Origin of the sequence: Bacillus sp. AFS017336 (assembly GCF_002555445.1) — a bacterium.
In the GTDB taxonomy this organism is placed as follows: Bacteria; Bacillota; Bacilli; order Bacillales; family Bacillaceae_G; genus Gottfriedia.
This window is the reverse complement of the sequence record NZ_NUCO01000029.1, coordinates 1-18,107: the sequence shown is the minus strand read 5'-3', so window position 1 is coordinate 18,107 and position 18,107 is coordinate 1. Positions and strand designations below refer to the sequence as shown.

The window sequence follows — 18,107 nt, the reverse complement described above, 5'->3', positions numbered from 1 at the left end:
CCTAATGTGGTTTTAACGGATTTTCCTCCCACGAATAAAGGTTGCGATAAAACACATCATACGATGTTCGCAACCTCCTCAATCACACCTTACTGAAGATGGGATTAGTCTTCAATAACGATACCCATACTACGTGCAGTACCTTCTACCATACGCATAGCAGCTTCAACAGAAGCAGCATTTAAGTCAGGCATTTTTTGTTCAGCAATCTCACGTACTTTGTCGCGTTTTACTGTTGCTACTTTTTTACGATTTGGTTCACCAGAACCAGACTCAATACCAGCCGCTACTTTAAGAAGTACAGCAGCAGGAGGAGTTTTCGTAATAAATGTAAACGAACGATCTTCGAATACAGTGATTTCAACAGGAATAATTAGACCAGCTTGGTCAGCTGTACGAGCGTTGAACTCTTTACAGAATCCCATGATGTTAACACCTGCTTGTCCTAATGCAGGACCAACTGGTGGTGCTGGGTTTGCTTTTCCTGCAGGAATTTGCAATTTTACCATTTTAATTACTTTTTTAGCCACGAGACACACCTCCTTAAGTCCGTGATGTGGTAACGGGTTATTAAACCCTCCCACTCATATCGTTTTGCACTTGCATGCATATTCTTATTCAGAAGTTAATACCATCTTTTCGATGCATATTGACCTTTAAAAGTCTAACACTTTCAAAATAAAATTGCAAGGTCTTGTATTATAATTTTTCTACAAGATGTAAATCCAGTTCAACTGGCGTTTCTTTATTAAAGAATTCTACTAATACAGTTACTTTTTTCTTTTCAAAATCGATTTCTTTAATTGAACCAGTATAGTTTGCAAATGGACCTTCTTTTAAGCGAACGACTTCATTTATATCTAAATCAAAGTCAATAACTTGTTCATCTAGACCCATATGTTTTAGAATATGTGTAATTTCTTCTTCTAAAAGCGGTGTTGGTTTTGAACCAGATCCCGCTGAACCTACGAAACCAGTTACTCCTGGTGTATTACGTACTACATACCAAGAATCGTCAGTCATCACTAATTCAACTAGCACATACCCTGGAAATACTTTGCGCTTTGTTACTTTCTCTTTACCGTTCTTCATTTCTACTTCTGATTCTTCTGGTACGATTACACGGAAAATTTTATCTTGCATTCCCATTGTTTCTACACGTTTTTCTAAATTAGCTTTTACTTTATTCTCATATCCTGAGTAAGTATGAACTACATACCATCTTTTTTCCATGTTAGAGGACTACTTGTCCTTCCCTCCCCGGTCAACTTTCTTTGCAAATTAAAAAACCCGTCACCGGGCTTTTTTTTTAAACATTATCACTCATTATAGCACAATTAGTTTTAACTTATTCAAGAATAAGTCGAATTAGTTTAGAAAGTCCAGAATCAATTACAGCAAAGAATACTACAAAAAAGAAAACTGTAGCTAATACTGTAACCGTAGAATTAACTAATTCCTTACGCTTAGGCCATGAAACTTTTTTCATTTCACTTTTTACTTCGCGAAAAAACTTACCGATACGACCCACTGATGCAACCCCCATATACTAGTTTAGAGATTTACGAACCGTCCAACTTGCCCCTAAAAACGAAGCATGCTCATTAGTTTATCTACCGATTAAGGACATTCGTATTTTACATATATCTTATTTCAATTATTTCGTTTCTTTATGCGTGGTATGTTCATTGCACGTTTTACAAAACTTTTTCATCTCCAAACGTTCTATAGAAGTGGAATTCTTCATCGTGGAGTAGTTTCTATTATTGCAATTAGTGCACGACAGGACAACTTTTTTTCTCATGGATACACCAACCTAATTCCTATATAATTATCCATTTAGAATGTACCATGCGAACTATAAACTGTCAAACTGATTTCTTTCATCAAAATCACACTGACAATTCTCTTATTTCCATATACCTTTCAAGCTTTCTTTTCACGCGTTGTAAAGCATTATCAATCGATTTTACATGTCTATTTAACTCTTCTGATATCTCTTGGTAAGATCGACCATCTAAATAGAGTGATAATACTTTCCTTTCTAAATCGCTCAATAATTCAGACATTTTAAGCTCTATGTCCACATTTTCTTCTTGATTTATAACAAGTTCTTCTGGATCCATGTTTTTTGTCTCAGTTAACACATCAAGTAATGTGCGGTCAGATTCCTCATCATAAATAGGCTTGTCCAATGATACATAAGAATTTAATGGAATATGCTTTTGTCTTGTTGCTGTTTTAATTGCTGTAATAATCTGTCTTGTAATGCATAATTCTGCAAACGCCTTAAATGAAGAAAGTTTATCTTCTTTGTAGTCACGAATTGCTTTGTATAATCCAATCATACCTTCTTGAATAATGTCTTCGCGGTCAGCACCTATTAGGAAATAAGACCTAGATTTTGCTTTTACGAAGTTTCGGTACTTTTGAATTAAAAATGTTAGTGCTTCTTGATCACCCTCTCGAACATATTCGAGAATTACCTCATCTTCTAAGGGTCCATACTCAATCATTAGCTTCAATTCCTGTTCAACGTTCAAAATTAGCACCTCCGACCTAACAATTTAATTAAATTATACAGCACAAAGAAGAAGGAAACAATAAGTCATCGTTCCCCTCTTCGCCATTTTTCTAAAATTTCTGTTTGTTTCGAATTTAATATTTTACTAATTGTCAGTCTTTGATCAGGTATTTCACTAATCTGAGTACTTATCATCTTTTTATTTTGAGTAACTGATCTATATAATTCCATTGCAGGTATACGAAGTGCACCTTGTCCAAATATTTGCCATTGCTCTGTAAAGTCCGAAGTCGCGACATAAATTTGATGGTTAACATGACGGAGCTCTATTGCAAGTTTTTCAATTTTTTCATCAGCCGTTTGGCTTTTCCGAGTAAAAATCACTTCAACTTTTGAATGCTTGTCGTTTTTTTCAATCCCATTTACAAAATGAGCATCAAATACAACAATTATATACATACCTGTGTATGCCTTATATTCAGCAAGTTGCGTAATTAGAAAATCACGTGATTTATCAAAATCAATTTCGCGAAGTTTTCTAAGATTCGGCCAAGCTCCTATCATGTTATATCCATCTACAATCAGAATTTCTTTCTTTTTATGATCCAAGCGGGTGTCTCTTACGATGTATTTCGTACATTAATAGACTTGCCGCAACAGACGCATTTAATGATGTAACTTTACCAACCATAGGTAGCTTAATTAAGAAATCACATTTTTCCTTTAATATTCTGCTCATACCTTTACCTTCACTACCAATAATTAAACCAAGAGAGATTTGGCCATCCATGTTTCGATAGTCATCTGCACCTTTTGCATCTGTACCAAATATCCAAACTCCTCTTTCTTTTAATTCATCTATTGTTCTTGCTAAATTTGTTACTCGAGCAACCGGAATGTATTCAATTGCGCCTGTCGAAGCTTTCGCAACCGCTGAAGTTAAACCTACCGCTCTTCTTTTAGGAATGATAATACCATGTGCGCCAACTGCATCGGCTGTTCTCATAATTGAACCTAAATTATGTGGATCTTCAATTTCGTCTAAGATTAAAAAGAATGGTTGCTCATTACGACTATTCGCTACATCGAATAAATCATCAATTTCCACATACTCATATGCAGCTACTTGCGCTACTACACCTTGGTGGTTTCCTTTAACCATTCCATCCAATTTTTTATTCGGTGCAGTTTGTACGATTACTTTGTTTTGATTGGCTAATTCTAAGAGCTTATGGATTTGACCTTTATTTGCTCCTTCACTAACCCATATTTTATTTATATCACGACCTGAACGTATTGCTTCCATAACTGGATTACGCCCTATAATAAATTCCTCAGACATGTTATACTCCTTTATCATTCTCAATAAACTGAATTGCAACTTGTACAATTGTATTGAGTCTATCTTCATTTTTTAATAAATAATGGTACCCAATTAATGCCTCCATCGCTGTTGCGTATCGATACGTTTGCACATCAGTATTTTTTGGTACGGTACCTGATTTTGCATTACGCCCTCTTTTAACAACTGCAATTTCCTCTTCGGACAAGAAATCAGTTGAAAGTATTTCTCTTATCACTTTAGCTTGCCCTTTTGCTGAAACGAATTTTGTTGCTGCTCGATGAAGTTGATTAGGTCTAACAGTTCCTTTTTCAAGGAGGTGATGACGTACATAAATTTCATATACAGCATCACCAATATATGCTAGTGCTAAACTGTTTAGTTGTTTAACATCTAGATTTTGACTACTTTCAATCATGAAGTCATCCTCTTTTCCAGCGAATGCCTTGTGGAGTATCTTCAATGATAATATTCATTTCTTTTAATTGATCACGAATTTGATCCGCTAAAGCAAAGTCACGATTTTTTCGTGCATCTGTACGTTTTTGAATCAACGCTTCGATTTCATCATCTAACATCGCTTCTTCTTTAACTAATGTAATACCAAGAACACTTGATAATTCATCAAAAGTTGCAACTAACTGATTTAATACATTCGTAGAAGTATGAGTTTCTAATAAATATTGATTAGTTATTTTTACTAATTGATATAAAACTGAAATCGCATTAGCTGTATTAAAGTCATCATCCATTACTTTTACAAATACTGCTTTTTCGTCTTCAATTTCTTTTAACCACTTAGCGTCATCTTCTGTTAAATTAGTACTACTTCCTAGACGGTGTTTACTATTTTGGTATGCAGTTTTAATACGTTCAAAACCATTTTTTGCTTCTTGTAAAATTTCTTCACTATAGTTAATCGGGTGACGATAATGAACTGATAACATGAAGAAACGTAATAACATTGGATCAATGATCTTAATGATGTCATGTACTAGTACAAAGTTACCTAAAGACTTAGACATTTTTTCATTATCAATATTGATATAACCATTATGCATCCAATAGTTTGAAAAAGTTTTCCCACTTAATGCTTCAGACTGAGCAATCTCATTCTCATGATGTGGAAATGATAAGTCTTGGCCCCCTGCATGGATATCGATTGTTTCGCCAAGATATTTTTTAGCCATTGCTGAGCACTCAATATGCCAGCCCGGTCTTCCTTTCCCCCATGGACTTTCCCAAGATATTTCACCTGGTTTAGCTGCTTTCCATAGAGCGAAATCTAATGGATCTTCTTTCTTTTCACCTATTTCAATTCTTTCACCAATACGAAGGTCCTCAATTGATTGGTGTGAAAGTTTACCGTATCCATTAAATTCCTTTGTTTTGAAATAGACATCACCTTCAGATTCATACGCATAACCTTTTTTTACAAGTTCATCAATAAACTCAATAATAATATCCATATTATCCATTACACGAGGATGATTCGTTGCTGTTTTGCATCCTAACTCTTGCACGTCTTCAAAATAAGCATTAATAAAACGATCTGCAATTGTTGGAACATCTGAGCCTAATTCATTTGCTGCTTTAATTAGCTTATCATCAACATCAGTGAAGTTTGAAACGTAGTTCACTTCATATCCACGGTATTCGAAATAACGTCTCACTGTATCAAACACGATAGCAGGTCTTGCGTTACCAATGTGTATATAGTTATAAACAGTTGGTCCACATACATACATTTTGACCTTACCTTCTTCTAAAGGTTTAAAGTCTTCCTTGTTCCTAGTTAATGTATTATAAATTTGAATTGCCATAGTTTTACTTCCTTTCAGATATTCTCATTAAACTTCTTAACTCTTCTAGTTCCGCTTCTAATTGAAGTAGTCGATCTGCTACTGGGTCAGGTAAATCACAATGATCAAATTGATTATTAACTCTAATTCCATCTTGAACAACTATCTTACCAGGTATACCAACAACCGTAGTATTATTTGGAACATCCTTTAATACAACTGAGTTTGCACCGATCTTTGCATTTTCTCCGATTGTTATTGAGCCTAGTACTTTTGCACCGGTTGCTACTAGTACTCCACTTAATAAGGTTGGATGCCTTTTGCCTTTTTCCTTACCAGTTCCTCCTAATGTTACTCCCTGATAAATTGTAACATCATCACCTATTTCACATGTTTCTCCAATTACTACTCCTGCTCCGTGATCGATAAAAAATCGTCTACCAATTTTAGCCCCTGGGTGAATCTCAATTCCTGTTAAGAATCGAGCAAACTGTGAAATACTTCTTGCAATAAAGTGCCATTTTTTCCGATAGAAATAATGCGCAAACCGATAAAGCCATAATGCATGTAAACCAGCATAAGTAAGAATTACTTCTAAATAGCTAGTAGCGGCTGGATCGCGTTCAAATATCGTCGCTACATCTTCCTTCATGTACTTTAGCATCTTCATTTCCCCTTAAAGAATTTATTAAAAACTTGATCTTTTGTCTCTAAATAACAAAAAGCGTCCCTGTGTAATTAAATACACAGAGACGCTTTAATAGCGCGGTTCCACTCTGTTTAGATAAAATAATTTATCTCAACTCATGTAATGTAACGGTTTCCACCGCCTAAGCCTACTAAATAATTTTTTCGGCTAAGGACTCAAGGGGGCACTTCCATGAATATCGTTAAAATCACTTTCACCATTGTGATTCTCTCTGGGTAACGAGTAAACATGTACTTTTCCCTATCAACATTTTACCTATATGAATATTACTTATATATATTACAAATTTAACAAAATGTTAACCAATAATTTTTTGTAAACGAGCAATTACTTTTTCTTTTCCTAATAAAGTCATCGCAGCTGGTAATTCCGGACCATGACATTGACCAGTTGTCGCAACACGAATTGGCATAAATAATTTTTTACCTTTATGACCAGTTGACTTTTGAACTGATTTCATTGCTGCTTTGATTGAATCAACTGTAAACTCTTCAGATGCGTTAAGCTCTTCAACTAATGCTGAAAGTACATCCTTCACTTGCTCTTCTGAAATAACAGTTTGTTCTTCTTCACCAAAAGTTAATTCTTCTTTAAAGAATAAACTTGATAATTCAACGATTTCAGCACCAAAGCTCATTTGATCTTGATATAAAGCAACTAAATTTGTTACCCATAGATTTTCATCCGCAGTGCGTTCTTCATTAACAAAACCAGCTTTAATTAGATGTGGTAATGAAATTTCTACTACTTTTTCTAACGGCTGCTCTTTAATATATCGATTGTTAATCCATGTTAGTTTTTGCTTATCAAACATAGCTGGAGCAGAACTTAAACGGCTAGGATCGAAAATTTTAATAAATTCTTCTTCGCTGAAAATTTCTTCCTCACCAACTGGTGACCAGCCAAGAAGAGCAATAAAGTTAAATAACGCTTCTGGTAAGTAACCAAGGTTTTGATATTGTTCAATAAATTGTAAGACAGATTCATCACGTTTTGAAAGCTTTTTACGATTTTCGTTTACGATAACCGCCATGTGACCAAAACCTGGAGCATCCCAATTTAATGCACGATAAACCATTAATTGTTTAGGCGTATTTGAAATATGCTCTTCTCCACGAAGTACGTGACTAATTTTCATTAATGCATCATCAACTACTACCGCGTAGTTGTAAGTAGCAATTCCGTTCTTTTTAACAAGAACCCAGTCACCAATATCTTTCGATTCGAACTTAATATTTCCACGAACGATATCTTCCCACTCATAAGTATCATTAGCAGGAACTGCAAAACGAATCGTATATTCTGCACCCGCTGATTCTTTAGCAGCTCGATCTTCGTCTGTTAAATGACGACATTTTCCGTTGTAACGTGTAGTTGGAAGTCCAGAAGCTATTTGTGCTTCACGTTCTGCTGTAAGTTCTTCCTCTGTACAATAGCATTTATACGCATGTCCACTTTCAATTAACTCATTAGCATATTGCTTGTATAAGTCTAATCTTTCTAACTGACGATAAGGACCGTACTCGCCACCTTTATCTGGACCTTCATTCCAATCAATACCTAACCAACGTAAATATTTCGCTTGGCTTTCTTCGCCACCTTCAACATTACGCTCAATATCAGTATCCTCTATACGTAGTACCATATCACCATTAAAATGTTTAGCAAATAAATAGACATATAACGCAGTACGTGCATTTCCAATATGTAAATGACCCGTTGGACTAGGTGCATAACGAACTCTTACTCTATTTGACATTTATAGACACTCTCCACTGAATAATTAATATACTTTATTAGTTTAAGCCTTCTTCTGTAACAATACAACTGCTTGGGAAGCAATTCCTTCTTTTCTTCCTGTAAAACCTAACTTTTCAGTTGTTGTCGCTTTTACATTAATACGATCGGCTGTCGTTTCAAGCAATTCTGCTATTCGCTCTCTCATGACTTGTATATATGGTGCCATTTTTGGTGCTTGAGCAATGATTGTGCAGTCTGCATTTACTAGCTCATAGCCTTTTTCTTTTACAATTTGAAATACATGCTGTAGTAGCTTTGCAGAGTCAGCATCCTTGAAGTCTGGATCTGTATCTGGAAAATGTTTTCCGATATCTCCTTCTCCAACAGCTCCTAATAAAGCATCCGATATAGTATGAAGGAGTACATCAGCATCAGAATGACCTAATAAACCTAATTCATACGGGATTTCTATTCCACCTATAATTAAAGGACGATTTTCCGCAAATGCATGGACATCAAATCCTTGTCCTATTCTAAACATATAAGCACCTTCTAACCTCTATATTGTTCATAGATTGTTTCGGCAAAAAACAAATCTTCTTTTGTTGTTACTTTAATATTATTATAATCTCCATTTACTACAAAAACTTTACTTCCGTTCCATTCAACTAAGCTTGCATCATCAGTTCCTAAATATCCAGCCCGGGTTGCTTTTTGATGCGCCTCAAGTAAACATTTATATGTAAATGCTTGGGGAGTCTGTACTCCCCATAATGTAGAACGATCGATTGTTTCAACTACTTCTTGATTAACAACCTTCTTTATTGTATCTTTCATCGGAACCGCACAGATAACCGCCTGATGTTCCTCCATCTTACTAAGAATCCGATTAATAACCGAGTTAGTCACAAAAGGTCTTGCTCCATCATGTACTAAAACTAAGCTCTCAGTATCTTTTATTGAATTTAAACCGTTATAGACACTTTCCTGTCTTTCTGAGCCACCCTTTACAAAGGTTATTTTTTGCTTAATAAAGTGTGGTAAATTTAACGATTCAAAGAACTGATTCTCTGATTCTTTTATTGGTAAGATAATCTCACTACAACGCTCATCTTCACCAAATACTTTTAAAGTCAATTCAATAATTGGTGAGTTCATTATTTTAATAAATAATTTATTGAAGCCTGCACCCATACGAGAGCCAGATCCCGCTGCTGGAATGATGACCTTATATTGCATTTTACGTTTACCCCTCTAACTTACTTTACTTTTGCAAATATCATACGTCCTGCAGAAGTTTGTAGTACACTCGTAACCACTGTTTCTACTCGTTTTCCAATTGATTCTTTACCGTCTTCTACAACAATCATTGTGCCATCATCTAAATAAGCCACACCTTGTAGTTTTTCTTTACCTTCTTTTACGACAAATGCCGTTAATACTTCTCCAGGTAACACTACTGGCTTAATTGCATTCGCAAGGTCATTAATATTCCAAACTTTAATTTGTTGAAGTTCACTTACTTTATTTAAATTAAAGTCATTCGTCACTAAAATACCACTTTTTAATTTTGCAAGCTTAACTAACTTTGCGTCAACTTCAGGAACATCTTCAAAATCCCCTTCGTAGACTTCTACCTTCATAGCAAGCTCTTTTTGGATTCTGTTTAGAATATCTAATCCTCTTCGTCCTCTATTTCGTTTTAATGTATCTGAAGAATCTGCTATATATTGTAGTTCTGCTAATACGAATTGTGGAATCACAATTGTTCCTTCGATGAATCCAGTCTGACATATATCAGCAATTCGACCATCGATGATTACACTTGTATCTAATATTTTTACTGGTATTTCAGCTATTTCCTGTTCTTCAGCGGCTTTTTTCTTAGCTGACCTTGAAGATAAGGTAAACAAACTTAATAATTCTTCTCTTTTTTTAATTCCAACTTGAAAGCCTAAATAGCCTAATAAAATCGTAACAACTATTTGTATAATTGATGAAACGTATTGTAATCTAATTGAGTCAATTGGCAATGAAATAAGAAATGCCAGAATAAGTCCAAAAACAAGTCCTAAACTACCAAACAAAATCATTGAAATAGGAGCTTTTAATAATTTTTCCTCAATATACTTGATAAATGTTACTGTTGGATCAACTAACCAAAGCGATAAAATAAAAAAGATCACTGCTCCACTTAAAGCTTGCACATATGAATTATGCAAAATATTAGGCATATCTGTTTTTAACAGTTTATCTAATAGTGGAAAAAGCACTAAACCTAGCGTACTTCCGACAAAGATATAAATGACTTGAACGATCCTCTTTATCACTTCGCCACCTCCTTTAAATAAATAATTATATATTATAGGTTAACTAAAAATATAATCAACTCTATCTTAGACGAAATAACTTAGTTATGTCTATTGATATACAGTTGCTCCTGAATTCGCTTTAAACCTTCTTTGATTTTCTTCGCACGAATTTCGCCAATGCCATCTACGTCATCTAACTCGGCAAGGGTAGCTTTGTAGATCCCTTTAAGATGCTTAAACCGTTGTGTTAAATTTTCAATTACTAATGGCGGTAATCTAGATATTTTCATCAACATTCGGTAACCTCTTGGTTCTACCATTTCCTCGAGATTCGTGTTATTTGGATAACCAAGCAATTTAATAATGGCATGGTCCTCTAACAATTCTTCATTGGCTAATTCTTGTAGCTTTAACAAGATTGTCTTTGGATCCTGTTCCTTATTATAATGATAATCCTTTATTAAAAGTAATGCCTCCTCCTCAAGGTCCGAAATTATCTCTATTAACTGTAGTTCGATTAACCTTCCTTCATCACCAAGCTCAATTACATAGTTATTAATTTCATTTTTTATTCGAAGTACCATTTCTACGCTATGTAAAACATTTACGACTTCAAATAAAGTAACTAATTCCTCAAACTCTAAAATGCTAAGTGAAGTAATCCCTTGATTCCATACAATCTTATATTTCTCAAGGGTTTGAATTGCCTGATTTGCTTTTGTTAAAATTACGCCAATGTCTCGCAAAGTATACCGTAAGTTCCCTTTATAGAGTGTAATAACGTTACGTCTTTGTGAAATAGCGATTACTAAGTTTCCGGTCTGCCGTGAAACACGCTCTGCAGTTCGATGGCGCATACCAGTTTCTTTTGTAAAGATCGATTGATCCGGAATTAATTGTGCATTAGCTAATAGGATTTTTGTCCCACTTTCATTTAAAATAAGTGCTCCATCCATTTTTGCTAATTCATATAAACTTGCTGGAGAGAAAGGGTCATTAATATGAAATCCTCCATCGACCATTTCCTTTGTTTCATCATTAAAGCCAAGTACAATTAATCCGCCAGTTTGTGCCCGAAGTACATTGTCTATGCCATCACGCAAAGGTGTACCCGGAGAGATCATTTGTAAAACTGGCAACATTGATTTAGCTTTTTGTTTTTGATCTTCCATTTCTACCCTCCTAACACGTATTTTAGTGCTTCATGTACTGTATTAACACCTATTATTTCCATTCCTTCAGGAAAACTCCATCCTCCAATATTTTTTGATGGAATTATTGCTCTTTTAAATCCAAGCTTTGCCGCTTCTTGTACTCTTTGCTCAATTCTAGATACTCTTCGCACTTCTCCAGTTAAACCAATCTCACCAATTACTACATCTGTAGGATTTGTGGGCTTATCTTGGAAGCTTGATGCTATACTTACTGCGACTGCTAAATCCACGGCTGGTTCGTCTAACTTCAGACCTCCGGCAACTTTTAAATAAGCATCTTGATTTTGCAACAAAAGCCCCATTCTCTTTTCTAAAACGGCCATTATTAGAGATACTCTATTATGGTCTATACCTGTTGCCATACGTCTTGCATTCCCAAAGCTTGTAGGTGAAACTAGTGCCTGTAGCTCCACAAGTACCGGTCTAGTTCCCTCCATCGATGCTACAACTGTTGAACCAGCTACTCCAAATGGCCTTTCTTCTAGAAATATTTCAGATGGATTTAGTACCTCCACCAATCCTAGCTCTTTCATCTCAAATATACCAGTCTCATTAGTAGATCCAAAACGATTTTTAACCGCTCTTAATATGCGATATGTATGATGTCTTTCACCTTCAAAATATAACACTGCATCTACCATATGTTCCAATAATCGTGGGCCAGCAATTGCACCCTCTTTTGTCACATGACCTACAATGAAGATCGGAATACCTTTTGTCTTTGCGATTTTCATTAATTCCGACGTACATTCTCGAACTTGAGAAACGCTACCTGGAGCAGATGTTACTTCTTGTAAATAGATCGTTTGAATCGAATCGATTACTACAAAATCTGGTGCCATTTCATCCATATATCTCGCAATATAAGACAAATCGGTCTCTGATAAAACATATAAGTTTTGAGTAGCGACACCTAGACGTTCTGCTCTTAATTTAATTTGTTTCTGAGATTCTTCCCCTGAAACATATAAAACTTTATGATCCTTTTTAGCTAATTGAGATGAAACCTGTAAGAGCATCGTAGATTTACCAATCCCAGGATCACCGCCAATTAAGACCAATGAGCCTAAAACGATTCCACCACCTAATACCCGGTTAAACTCTTCGAAGGAAGTTCCAATACGAGTTTCATTACCTAATTCCACTTCCATAATCGAAATGGGTCTAGTTCCTTCTGTTGTAGCATTTGTATTAAAAGTTAATCTCCTAGAACTAGGAGGTTGTTCGATAAACTCAACCATTGTATTCCATTCGTTACATGCAGGACACTTACCGACCCACTTAACCGATTCGCACCCACATGATTGACACACGAATTTAGTTTTCTTTTTAGCCATATGTATACCTCTTTTGTTACATGATTTTCTATATTAATAGAGTATGTATTCTAAGTCTATCCTAACGCTTTTTTGATATAAGAAAAAGGGCTTCACGCCCTTTTTCACAAATTAGATAACTTTACAATCAAATGTTCAAAATTCCTTCACAAAAAGGGATGAACTTTATACATACTTATTGATTTACAGTTTCAACTGCTGGTCTAATAACATATTCGTTATCCTGTACATCAAGAACGACCTTTCGACCTTTCTCAATATTACCTTTTAATAACTCTTCAGATAAACGATCTTCTACTTGTTTTTGAATTGCTCTTCTTAATGGACGAGCTCCATATTCAGCATCGAATCCTTCATCAGAAATTTTATCGATCGCTGTATCTGACAACTCTAAATCAATTTCTTGTTCTTTTAAACGTTTCGTTAAGCTATTAACCATTAAGTGAACAATCTCTTTAATATGTTTCTTCTCTAATGAATGGAATACAATTGTTTCATCGATACGGTTTAGGAATTCTGGACGGAATGCTTTTTTCAGTTCCTCCAATACTTTCCCTTTCATATCTTTATAATCTTTTTCACCATCATTAATATTGAATCCAACATATTTATTTGTTTTTAATGCACTTGCTCCAACGTTTGATGTCATGATGACAAGTGTATTTCTAAAGTCAACTGTACGTCCTTTTGAATCAGTTAAACGACCATCCTCTAATACTTGAAGTAAGATATTAAACACATCCGGATGAGCTTTCTCAATTTCATCTAGTAGAATTACTGAGTAAGGTTTACGTCTAACCTTCTCAGTTAATTGACCGCCTTCATCATATCCTACATATCCAGGAGGTGCCCCTACTAAACGAGAAGTTGCGTGTTTTTCCATGTACTCTGACATATCAATTCGAATCATAGCATCTTCATCACCGAAAATTGTTTCAGCTAATGCACGCGCTAGTTCTGTTTTACCTACCCCTGTAGGCCCTAGGAAAATAAATGAACCTATCGGACGCTTTGGATCCTTTAATCCCGCTCTAGCACGTCGTACAGCTTTAGAAACTGCAACAACAGCCTCTTCTTGACCAATTACTCGCTTATGAAGAACACTTTCCATATTTAACAGTTTATCTGCCTCTGTTTGTGCTAATTTTGTAACTGGGATATTCGTCCATGATGACACAACATTTGCGATATCTTCTACAGTTACTTCAGAATTTTCTTTGCCTTGTTTTTCTTTCCACTGACGTTTCGTATCTTCTAATTGCTCACGTAGTCTTTGTTCAGAATCTCTTAATGATGCTGCTTTTTCAAACTCTTGACTTTGAACAGCTGCATCTTTTTCTTTACGAACTTCCTCTAGCTTTAATTCTAACTCTTTTAAATTTGGCGGTGTTGTAAAGCTACGTAGGCGTACTTTAGATCCTGCCTCATCAATTACGTCAATCGCTTTATCCGGTAAGAAACGGTCTGTAATATATCGGTCTGATAGTTTTACAGCTTCAATAATTGATTGATCAGAAATTGATACTCTATGATGCGCCTCATATCGGTCACGTAAACCTTGAAGAATTTGAATTGACTCTTCTACGCTTGGTTGGTCGACTTGAATTGGTTGGAAGCGACGCTCTAATGCAGCATCCTTTTCAATATATTTTCGGTATTCATCAATTGTTGTAGCGCCGATACATTGTAGCTCACCACGTGCTAATGATGGCTTTAAGATATTAGAAGCATCAATTGCACCTTCAGCTCCACCTGCACCAATTAATGTATGAAGTTCATCAATGAAAAGAATAATATTACCAGCTTGGCGAATTTCATCCATTACTTTTTTCAAACGATCTTCAAATTCACCACGGTACTTAGTTCCGGCTACTACAGTACCCATATCAAGAGTCATTACTCGTTTATCTCTTAAAATTTCTGGCACTTCATTATTAACAATTTGCTGAGCCAATCCTTCCGCAATTGCAGTTTTACCTACACCTGGCTCACCAATTAATACTGGATTATTTTTTGTACGGCGACTTAATACTTCAATAACTCGTTGAATTTCTTTACTACGTCCAATTACTGGATCTAAGCGGCCTTCTCTAGCCGATACTGTTAAATCACGAGCTAAGCTGTCTAATGTAGGAGTATTTGCTTGGTTTGCAGAACCATTTTGATGATTAGACGAACTTTCATTACTACCTAACAATTGAAGGACTTGTTGACGAGCTTTATTTAAGCTAACACCAAGATTATTTAATACTCTTGCTGCTACGCCTTCTCCTTCTCTAATTAGACCTAATAGAATATGTTCTGTTCCTACATAAGAATGGCCTAATTTACGAGCCTCATCCATTGATAATTCAATTACTTTTTTAGCTCTCGGTGTGTAATGAACTGTTTGAGCTACTCCTTGACCGCGTCCGATTAATGTTTCTACTTCTTGTTGTACTTTTTCTGGACTTAATCCAAGAGCAAGTAATGCCTTTGCTGCAATACCTTCTCCTTCACGAACAAGTCCTAGTAAAATATGTTCTGTACCTATATTTGAGTGTCCAATTCGGATTGCCTCTTCTTGAGAAAGAGCTAATACTTTTTGAGCACGTTCTGTAAATCGACCAAACATCATAATTGGTTCCTCCCATATAATTAATTATTTTTATCAGATAGTCTTTCGCGTATTAGTGATGCCCTCTTAATATCCCTTTCCTCAGGAGTAAGTTGATCACCTACGTATTGTTGTAAAATACCTGGTTGAGTTAATATCATTAATTCATGTAAAAAGTTTTTAGACAAACCTTGAATTAATCCTAAATCAATCCCTAATTGTACGTCTGATAAACATTTAGCACTTTCCTTTGTCTCTATTATTCTTCCGTACTTCAAAGTACCGAGAGAACGAAAAACTCGATCCTCTAAGCGAATTAAGGAGGTTCTAGCAAGTGCGTCTCTTGCTGATTTTTCATGTTTTATCAGTTGTTGTACAATTGTCGTTAAATCTTCTATTATCTCTTCTTCCGATTTCCCCAAAGTAATTTGATTTGAAATCTGAAAGATATTACCTAAAGCTTCGCTACCTTCACCGTAAATTCCTCTTACAACTAATCCAAGTTGGTTAATTGTAGGAATTAATCGGTTAAATTGTTTTGTTATGACTAGCGCCGGAAGATGCATCATCACTGAAGCTCTTAATCCGGTACCAACATTTGTAGGGCAGCTCGTTAAGTAGCCTATTGTTTCATCAAAAGCATATTCAAGCTGACTTTCTATATAATTATCAATATGATTCGCTTGAGTAAGTGCCTCTCTAAGTTGTAACCCAGGAAATAAAGCCTGAATACGTAAATGATCTTCTTCATTTATCATTATGCTAATTTGTTCATCTTGGGATAGTATACATGCGCCGTGTACGGACTCTTGAACTAAATTAGGACTTATTAAATGCTTCTCAATTAGTACCCTTTTCTCTACTGGTTCTAACTTATTAATTTCAATATATTCAAAAGGTCCGTTTGGTAAAGCTGTACTTCCTTCAAAATAATGTTTAACTAAATGACAAATTTCTTTAGCCTTATCTTGGCTAAGTAGCGATGGGTACAAATACGCATTAAAGTTTCTAGCTAACCTAATACGGCTGCTTAAGACTATATCGTCATCAGGACCTTCTTGTTTCATCCATGGACTTATTGCCTCATTAATAATACGGTCAATAGACATAATTTACTCCACCTCCTTTTGAAGGGCTTGTAAATCTTTCTCAAGATCACGGATTTCATCCCGGACCTTAATTGCCTGCTCAAAATTCTCACTATCAATAAAATTTTTCATTTGAGACTTCAAATCTTGTAGCTTTCTCTTTAAAGAGATAGCACCATTTATCTTTTGAGGTAACTTACCTGTGTGCGTTACGTTACCGCTATGAATTCTTTTAACAATTGGTTTCATCTGATCCATAAATGTTTCATAACAAGTTGAACAACCTAAACGTCCAATCTTAGTAAACTTTTGAAAAGTCATCTTACATCTGGGACATTCAATATGTGAATCTTGATGAAATTTATTTTTCTTCATTTCATAAATACCAGTATTTCCTTTAAACAATCCAGCCAACAGATCATTTACAGAATAACCACCTATTTCAGAAAAAATATATTTATTGTTTGATTCAGTTGCGCATTTCTCACATAGGTGTATATCTGTTTTTTCACCATTAATAATTTTAGAATAGTGTAATGTTGCCGGACGTTCTTGACATTCTTGACAAATCATTTTGGGCAACCTCCATATTCTATTTAAACTTTAAGCTTCTTAGCATTGCTTTGAACATTCTTGCTCTTAACTCATCTCGATAAGGTAAATTTACCATTATTACTGAACGGTCTAATACACTTAACATCATCTTGGCTTCACGTTGGGTAATTACACTATTCTCAAGCAGTAAGCGAATATAGTCTTCAGAGCTAGACTGTGCAATATTATTACTAAAGCTGTCTAATATTTGATCAATTACACTTGCTTTATCATGAAATTGCACTTTAATAATTCGAATATACCCTCCTCCACCACGTTTACTTTCAACTACGTATCCTCTTTCTAAAGTGAATCTTGTATTTATTACATAATTTATTTGAGAAGGAACACAGTCAAATTTATTTGCTATTTCACTTCTTTTTATTTCGACATATTCTTTATCTGATATGTCAAAGTAGTGCATTAGATATTGTTCAATGATATCTGATATGTTTTTCACCTATTTACCACCTTTACTGACTTTGACTATCTTTGACTATTATTATATTCCTTTCATAAAAAATTTCAACTATTATCTCTTTATCATTTTTTCCAAACTACTTTGCTCTTAATCTTTTTTTGTACGATTAAGAAAGGATAAGTTGGTAGCAATCAAGAAAGATCAATATAGTTTCCGATTTTATGCATTAAGTATAAGTGCCATTACTCTTCTATTTTCACCTACAGGTTGACTAATTGGTGAGTATTATTTATCAGTATAAATATATATATGTTTAACAATTCTTTTAAGAAGCTTTTTTTCCTCTAGATTTTACTAAAAAATTACTTAGATGAACATGATTTGTAAACGCGTCGACAATTTAATACAAAAAAAAGCACCAGCTGAAT

The 18,107-nt window shown here is 34.9% G+C and carries 20 protein-coding genes and 1 other annotated feature; all 20 genes read right to left on the bottom strand.

The features are described 5' to 3' along the window. Window positions 1-104: 104 nt before the first annotated feature. The 20 genes from rplK to CN601_RS17250 all read right to left on the bottom strand — a co-directional run bounded on the left by rplK (window position 105) and on the right by CN601_RS17250 (window position 17,682). A complete protein-coding gene (gene rplK, locus CN601_RS17345; protein ID WP_056467373.1) occupies window positions 105-530 on the bottom strand; it encodes a 50S ribosomal protein L11 in 426 nt (141 codons plus the stop codon). A 169-nt stretch (window positions 531-699) separates the two neighbouring features. Further along, window positions 700-1,233 (bottom strand): transcription termination/antitermination protein NusG, encoded by a 534-nt coding sequence (nusG, locus tag CN601_RS17340; RefSeq protein ID WP_098121845.1) that lies wholly within the window; start codon window positions 1,231-1,233, stop codon window positions 700-702. Between the two features lie 115 nt (window positions 1,234-1,348). Beyond that, window positions 1,349-1,531: a preprotein translocase subunit SecE gene (secE, locus tag CN601_RS17335; RefSeq protein WP_098121844.1), complete on the bottom strand. Its 183-nt coding sequence runs from the start codon at window positions 1,529-1,531 to the stop codon at window positions 1,349-1,351. A 126-nt stretch (window positions 1,532-1,657) separates the two neighbouring features. Continuing rightward, window positions 1,658-1,804 carry a 50S ribosomal protein L33 gene (rpmG, locus tag CN601_RS17330; protein WP_098121843.1) on the bottom strand — a complete coding sequence of 49 codons (147 nt, stop codon included), beginning with the start codon at window positions 1,802-1,804 and terminating at the stop codon, window positions 1,658-1,660. Window positions 1,805-1,892: 88 nt separating this feature from the next. After that, the gene (gene sigH / locus CN601_RS17325; protein WP_056467364.1) at window positions 1,893-2,543 is read right to left on the bottom strand and encodes an RNA polymerase sporulation sigma factor SigH; all 651 of its coding nucleotides are present in this window, start codon (window positions 2,541-2,543) and stop codon (window positions 1,893-1,895) included. A gap of 65 nt (window positions 2,544-2,608) precedes the next feature. Further along, window positions 2,609-3,088: an NYN domain-containing protein gene (locus CN601_RS17320; RefSeq protein WP_098171792.1), complete on the bottom strand. Its 480-nt coding sequence runs from the start codon at window positions 3,086-3,088 to the stop codon at window positions 2,609-2,611. Window positions 3,089-3,122: 34 nt separating this feature from the next. Further along, the gene (rlmB, locus tag CN601_RS17315; RefSeq protein WP_098171788.1) at window positions 3,123-3,866 is read right to left on the bottom strand and encodes a 23S rRNA (guanosine(2251)-2'-O)-methyltransferase RlmB; all 744 of its coding nucleotides are present in this window, start codon (window positions 3,864-3,866) and stop codon (window positions 3,123-3,125) included. Window position 3,867: 1 nt separating this feature from the next. After that, the gene (locus tag CN601_RS17310; protein ID WP_098171787.1) at window positions 3,868-4,284 is read right to left on the bottom strand and encodes a Mini-ribonuclease 3; all 417 of its coding nucleotides are present in this window, start codon (window positions 4,282-4,284) and stop codon (window positions 3,868-3,870) included. Window positions 4,285-4,288: 4 nt separating this feature from the next. Beyond that, window positions 4,289-5,689 (bottom strand): cysteine--tRNA ligase, encoded by a 1,401-nt coding sequence (gene cysS / locus CN601_RS17305; protein WP_098171786.1) that lies wholly within the window; start codon window positions 5,687-5,689, stop codon window positions 4,289-4,291. A gap of 4 nt (window positions 5,690-5,693) precedes the next feature. Beyond that, window positions 5,694-6,332 carry a serine O-acetyltransferase gene (gene cysE, locus CN601_RS17300; protein WP_097978211.1) on the bottom strand — a complete coding sequence of 213 codons (639 nt, stop codon included), beginning with the start codon at window positions 6,330-6,332 and terminating at the stop codon, window positions 5,694-5,696. A gap of 81 nt (window positions 6,333-6,413) precedes the next feature. After that, window positions 6,414-6,633, bottom strand: a binding site (T-box leader). A 42-nt stretch (window positions 6,634-6,675) separates the two neighbouring features. Beyond that, complete coding sequence (gene gltX / locus CN601_RS17295) at window positions 6,676-8,136, bottom strand: glutamate--tRNA ligase (protein WP_098171785.1); 1,461 nt, start codon at window positions 8,134-8,136, stop codon at window positions 6,676-6,678. Between the two features lie 42 nt (window positions 8,137-8,178). Next, the gene (gene ispF, locus CN601_RS17290) at window positions 8,179-8,658 is read right to left on the bottom strand and encodes a 2-C-methyl-D-erythritol 2,4-cyclodiphosphate synthase (RefSeq protein WP_098121838.1); all 480 of its coding nucleotides are present in this window, start codon (window positions 8,656-8,658) and stop codon (window positions 8,179-8,181) included. 11 nt (window positions 8,659-8,669) lie between these two features. Beyond that, complete coding sequence (gene ispD / locus CN601_RS17285; protein WP_098121837.1) at window positions 8,670-9,356, bottom strand: 2-C-methyl-D-erythritol 4-phosphate cytidylyltransferase; 687 nt, start codon at window positions 9,354-9,356, stop codon at window positions 8,670-8,672. A 20-nt stretch (window positions 9,357-9,376) separates the two neighbouring features. Continuing rightward, window positions 9,377-10,447 carry a PIN/TRAM domain-containing protein gene (locus CN601_RS17280; protein WP_098121836.1) on the bottom strand — a complete coding sequence of 357 codons (1,071 nt, stop codon included), beginning with the start codon at window positions 10,445-10,447 and terminating at the stop codon, window positions 9,377-9,379. Window positions 10,448-10,527: 80 nt separating this feature from the next. Beyond that, complete coding sequence (gene disA / locus CN601_RS17275; RefSeq protein ID WP_098121835.1) at window positions 10,528-11,601, bottom strand: DNA integrity scanning diadenylate cyclase DisA; 1,074 nt, start codon at window positions 11,599-11,601, stop codon at window positions 10,528-10,530. Window positions 11,602-11,603: 2 nt separating this feature from the next. After that, the gene (gene radA, locus CN601_RS17270; RefSeq protein ID WP_098121834.1) at window positions 11,604-12,980 is read right to left on the bottom strand and encodes a DNA repair protein RadA; all 1,377 of its coding nucleotides are present in this window, start codon (window positions 12,978-12,980) and stop codon (window positions 11,604-11,606) included. Window positions 12,981-13,155: 175 nt separating this feature from the next. Beyond that, window positions 13,156-15,597, bottom strand: a complete 2,442-nt coding sequence (gene clpC / locus CN601_RS17265; protein WP_098121833.1) for an ATP-dependent protease ATP-binding subunit ClpC — start codon at window positions 15,595-15,597, stop codon at window positions 13,156-13,158. A gap of 20 nt (window positions 15,598-15,617) precedes the next feature. Then, window positions 15,618-16,685, bottom strand: coding sequence for a protein-arginine kinase McsB (mcsB, locus tag CN601_RS17260; protein WP_098121832.1), 1,068 nt, complete (start codon window positions 16,683-16,685; stop codon window positions 15,618-15,620). A gap of 3 nt (window positions 16,686-16,688) precedes the next feature. Next, the gene (gene mcsA, locus CN601_RS17255; RefSeq protein WP_098121831.1) at window positions 16,689-17,237 is read right to left on the bottom strand and encodes a protein-arginine kinase activator protein McsA; all 549 of its coding nucleotides are present in this window, start codon (window positions 17,235-17,237) and stop codon (window positions 16,689-16,691) included. Window positions 17,238-17,256: 19 nt separating this feature from the next. Continuing rightward, the gene (locus CN601_RS17250) at window positions 17,257-17,682 is read right to left on the bottom strand and encodes a CtsR family transcriptional regulator (RefSeq protein ID WP_373604989.1); all 426 of its coding nucleotides are present in this window, start codon (window positions 17,680-17,682) and stop codon (window positions 17,257-17,259) included. Between the last annotated feature and the right edge of the window lie 425 nt (window positions 17,683-18,107).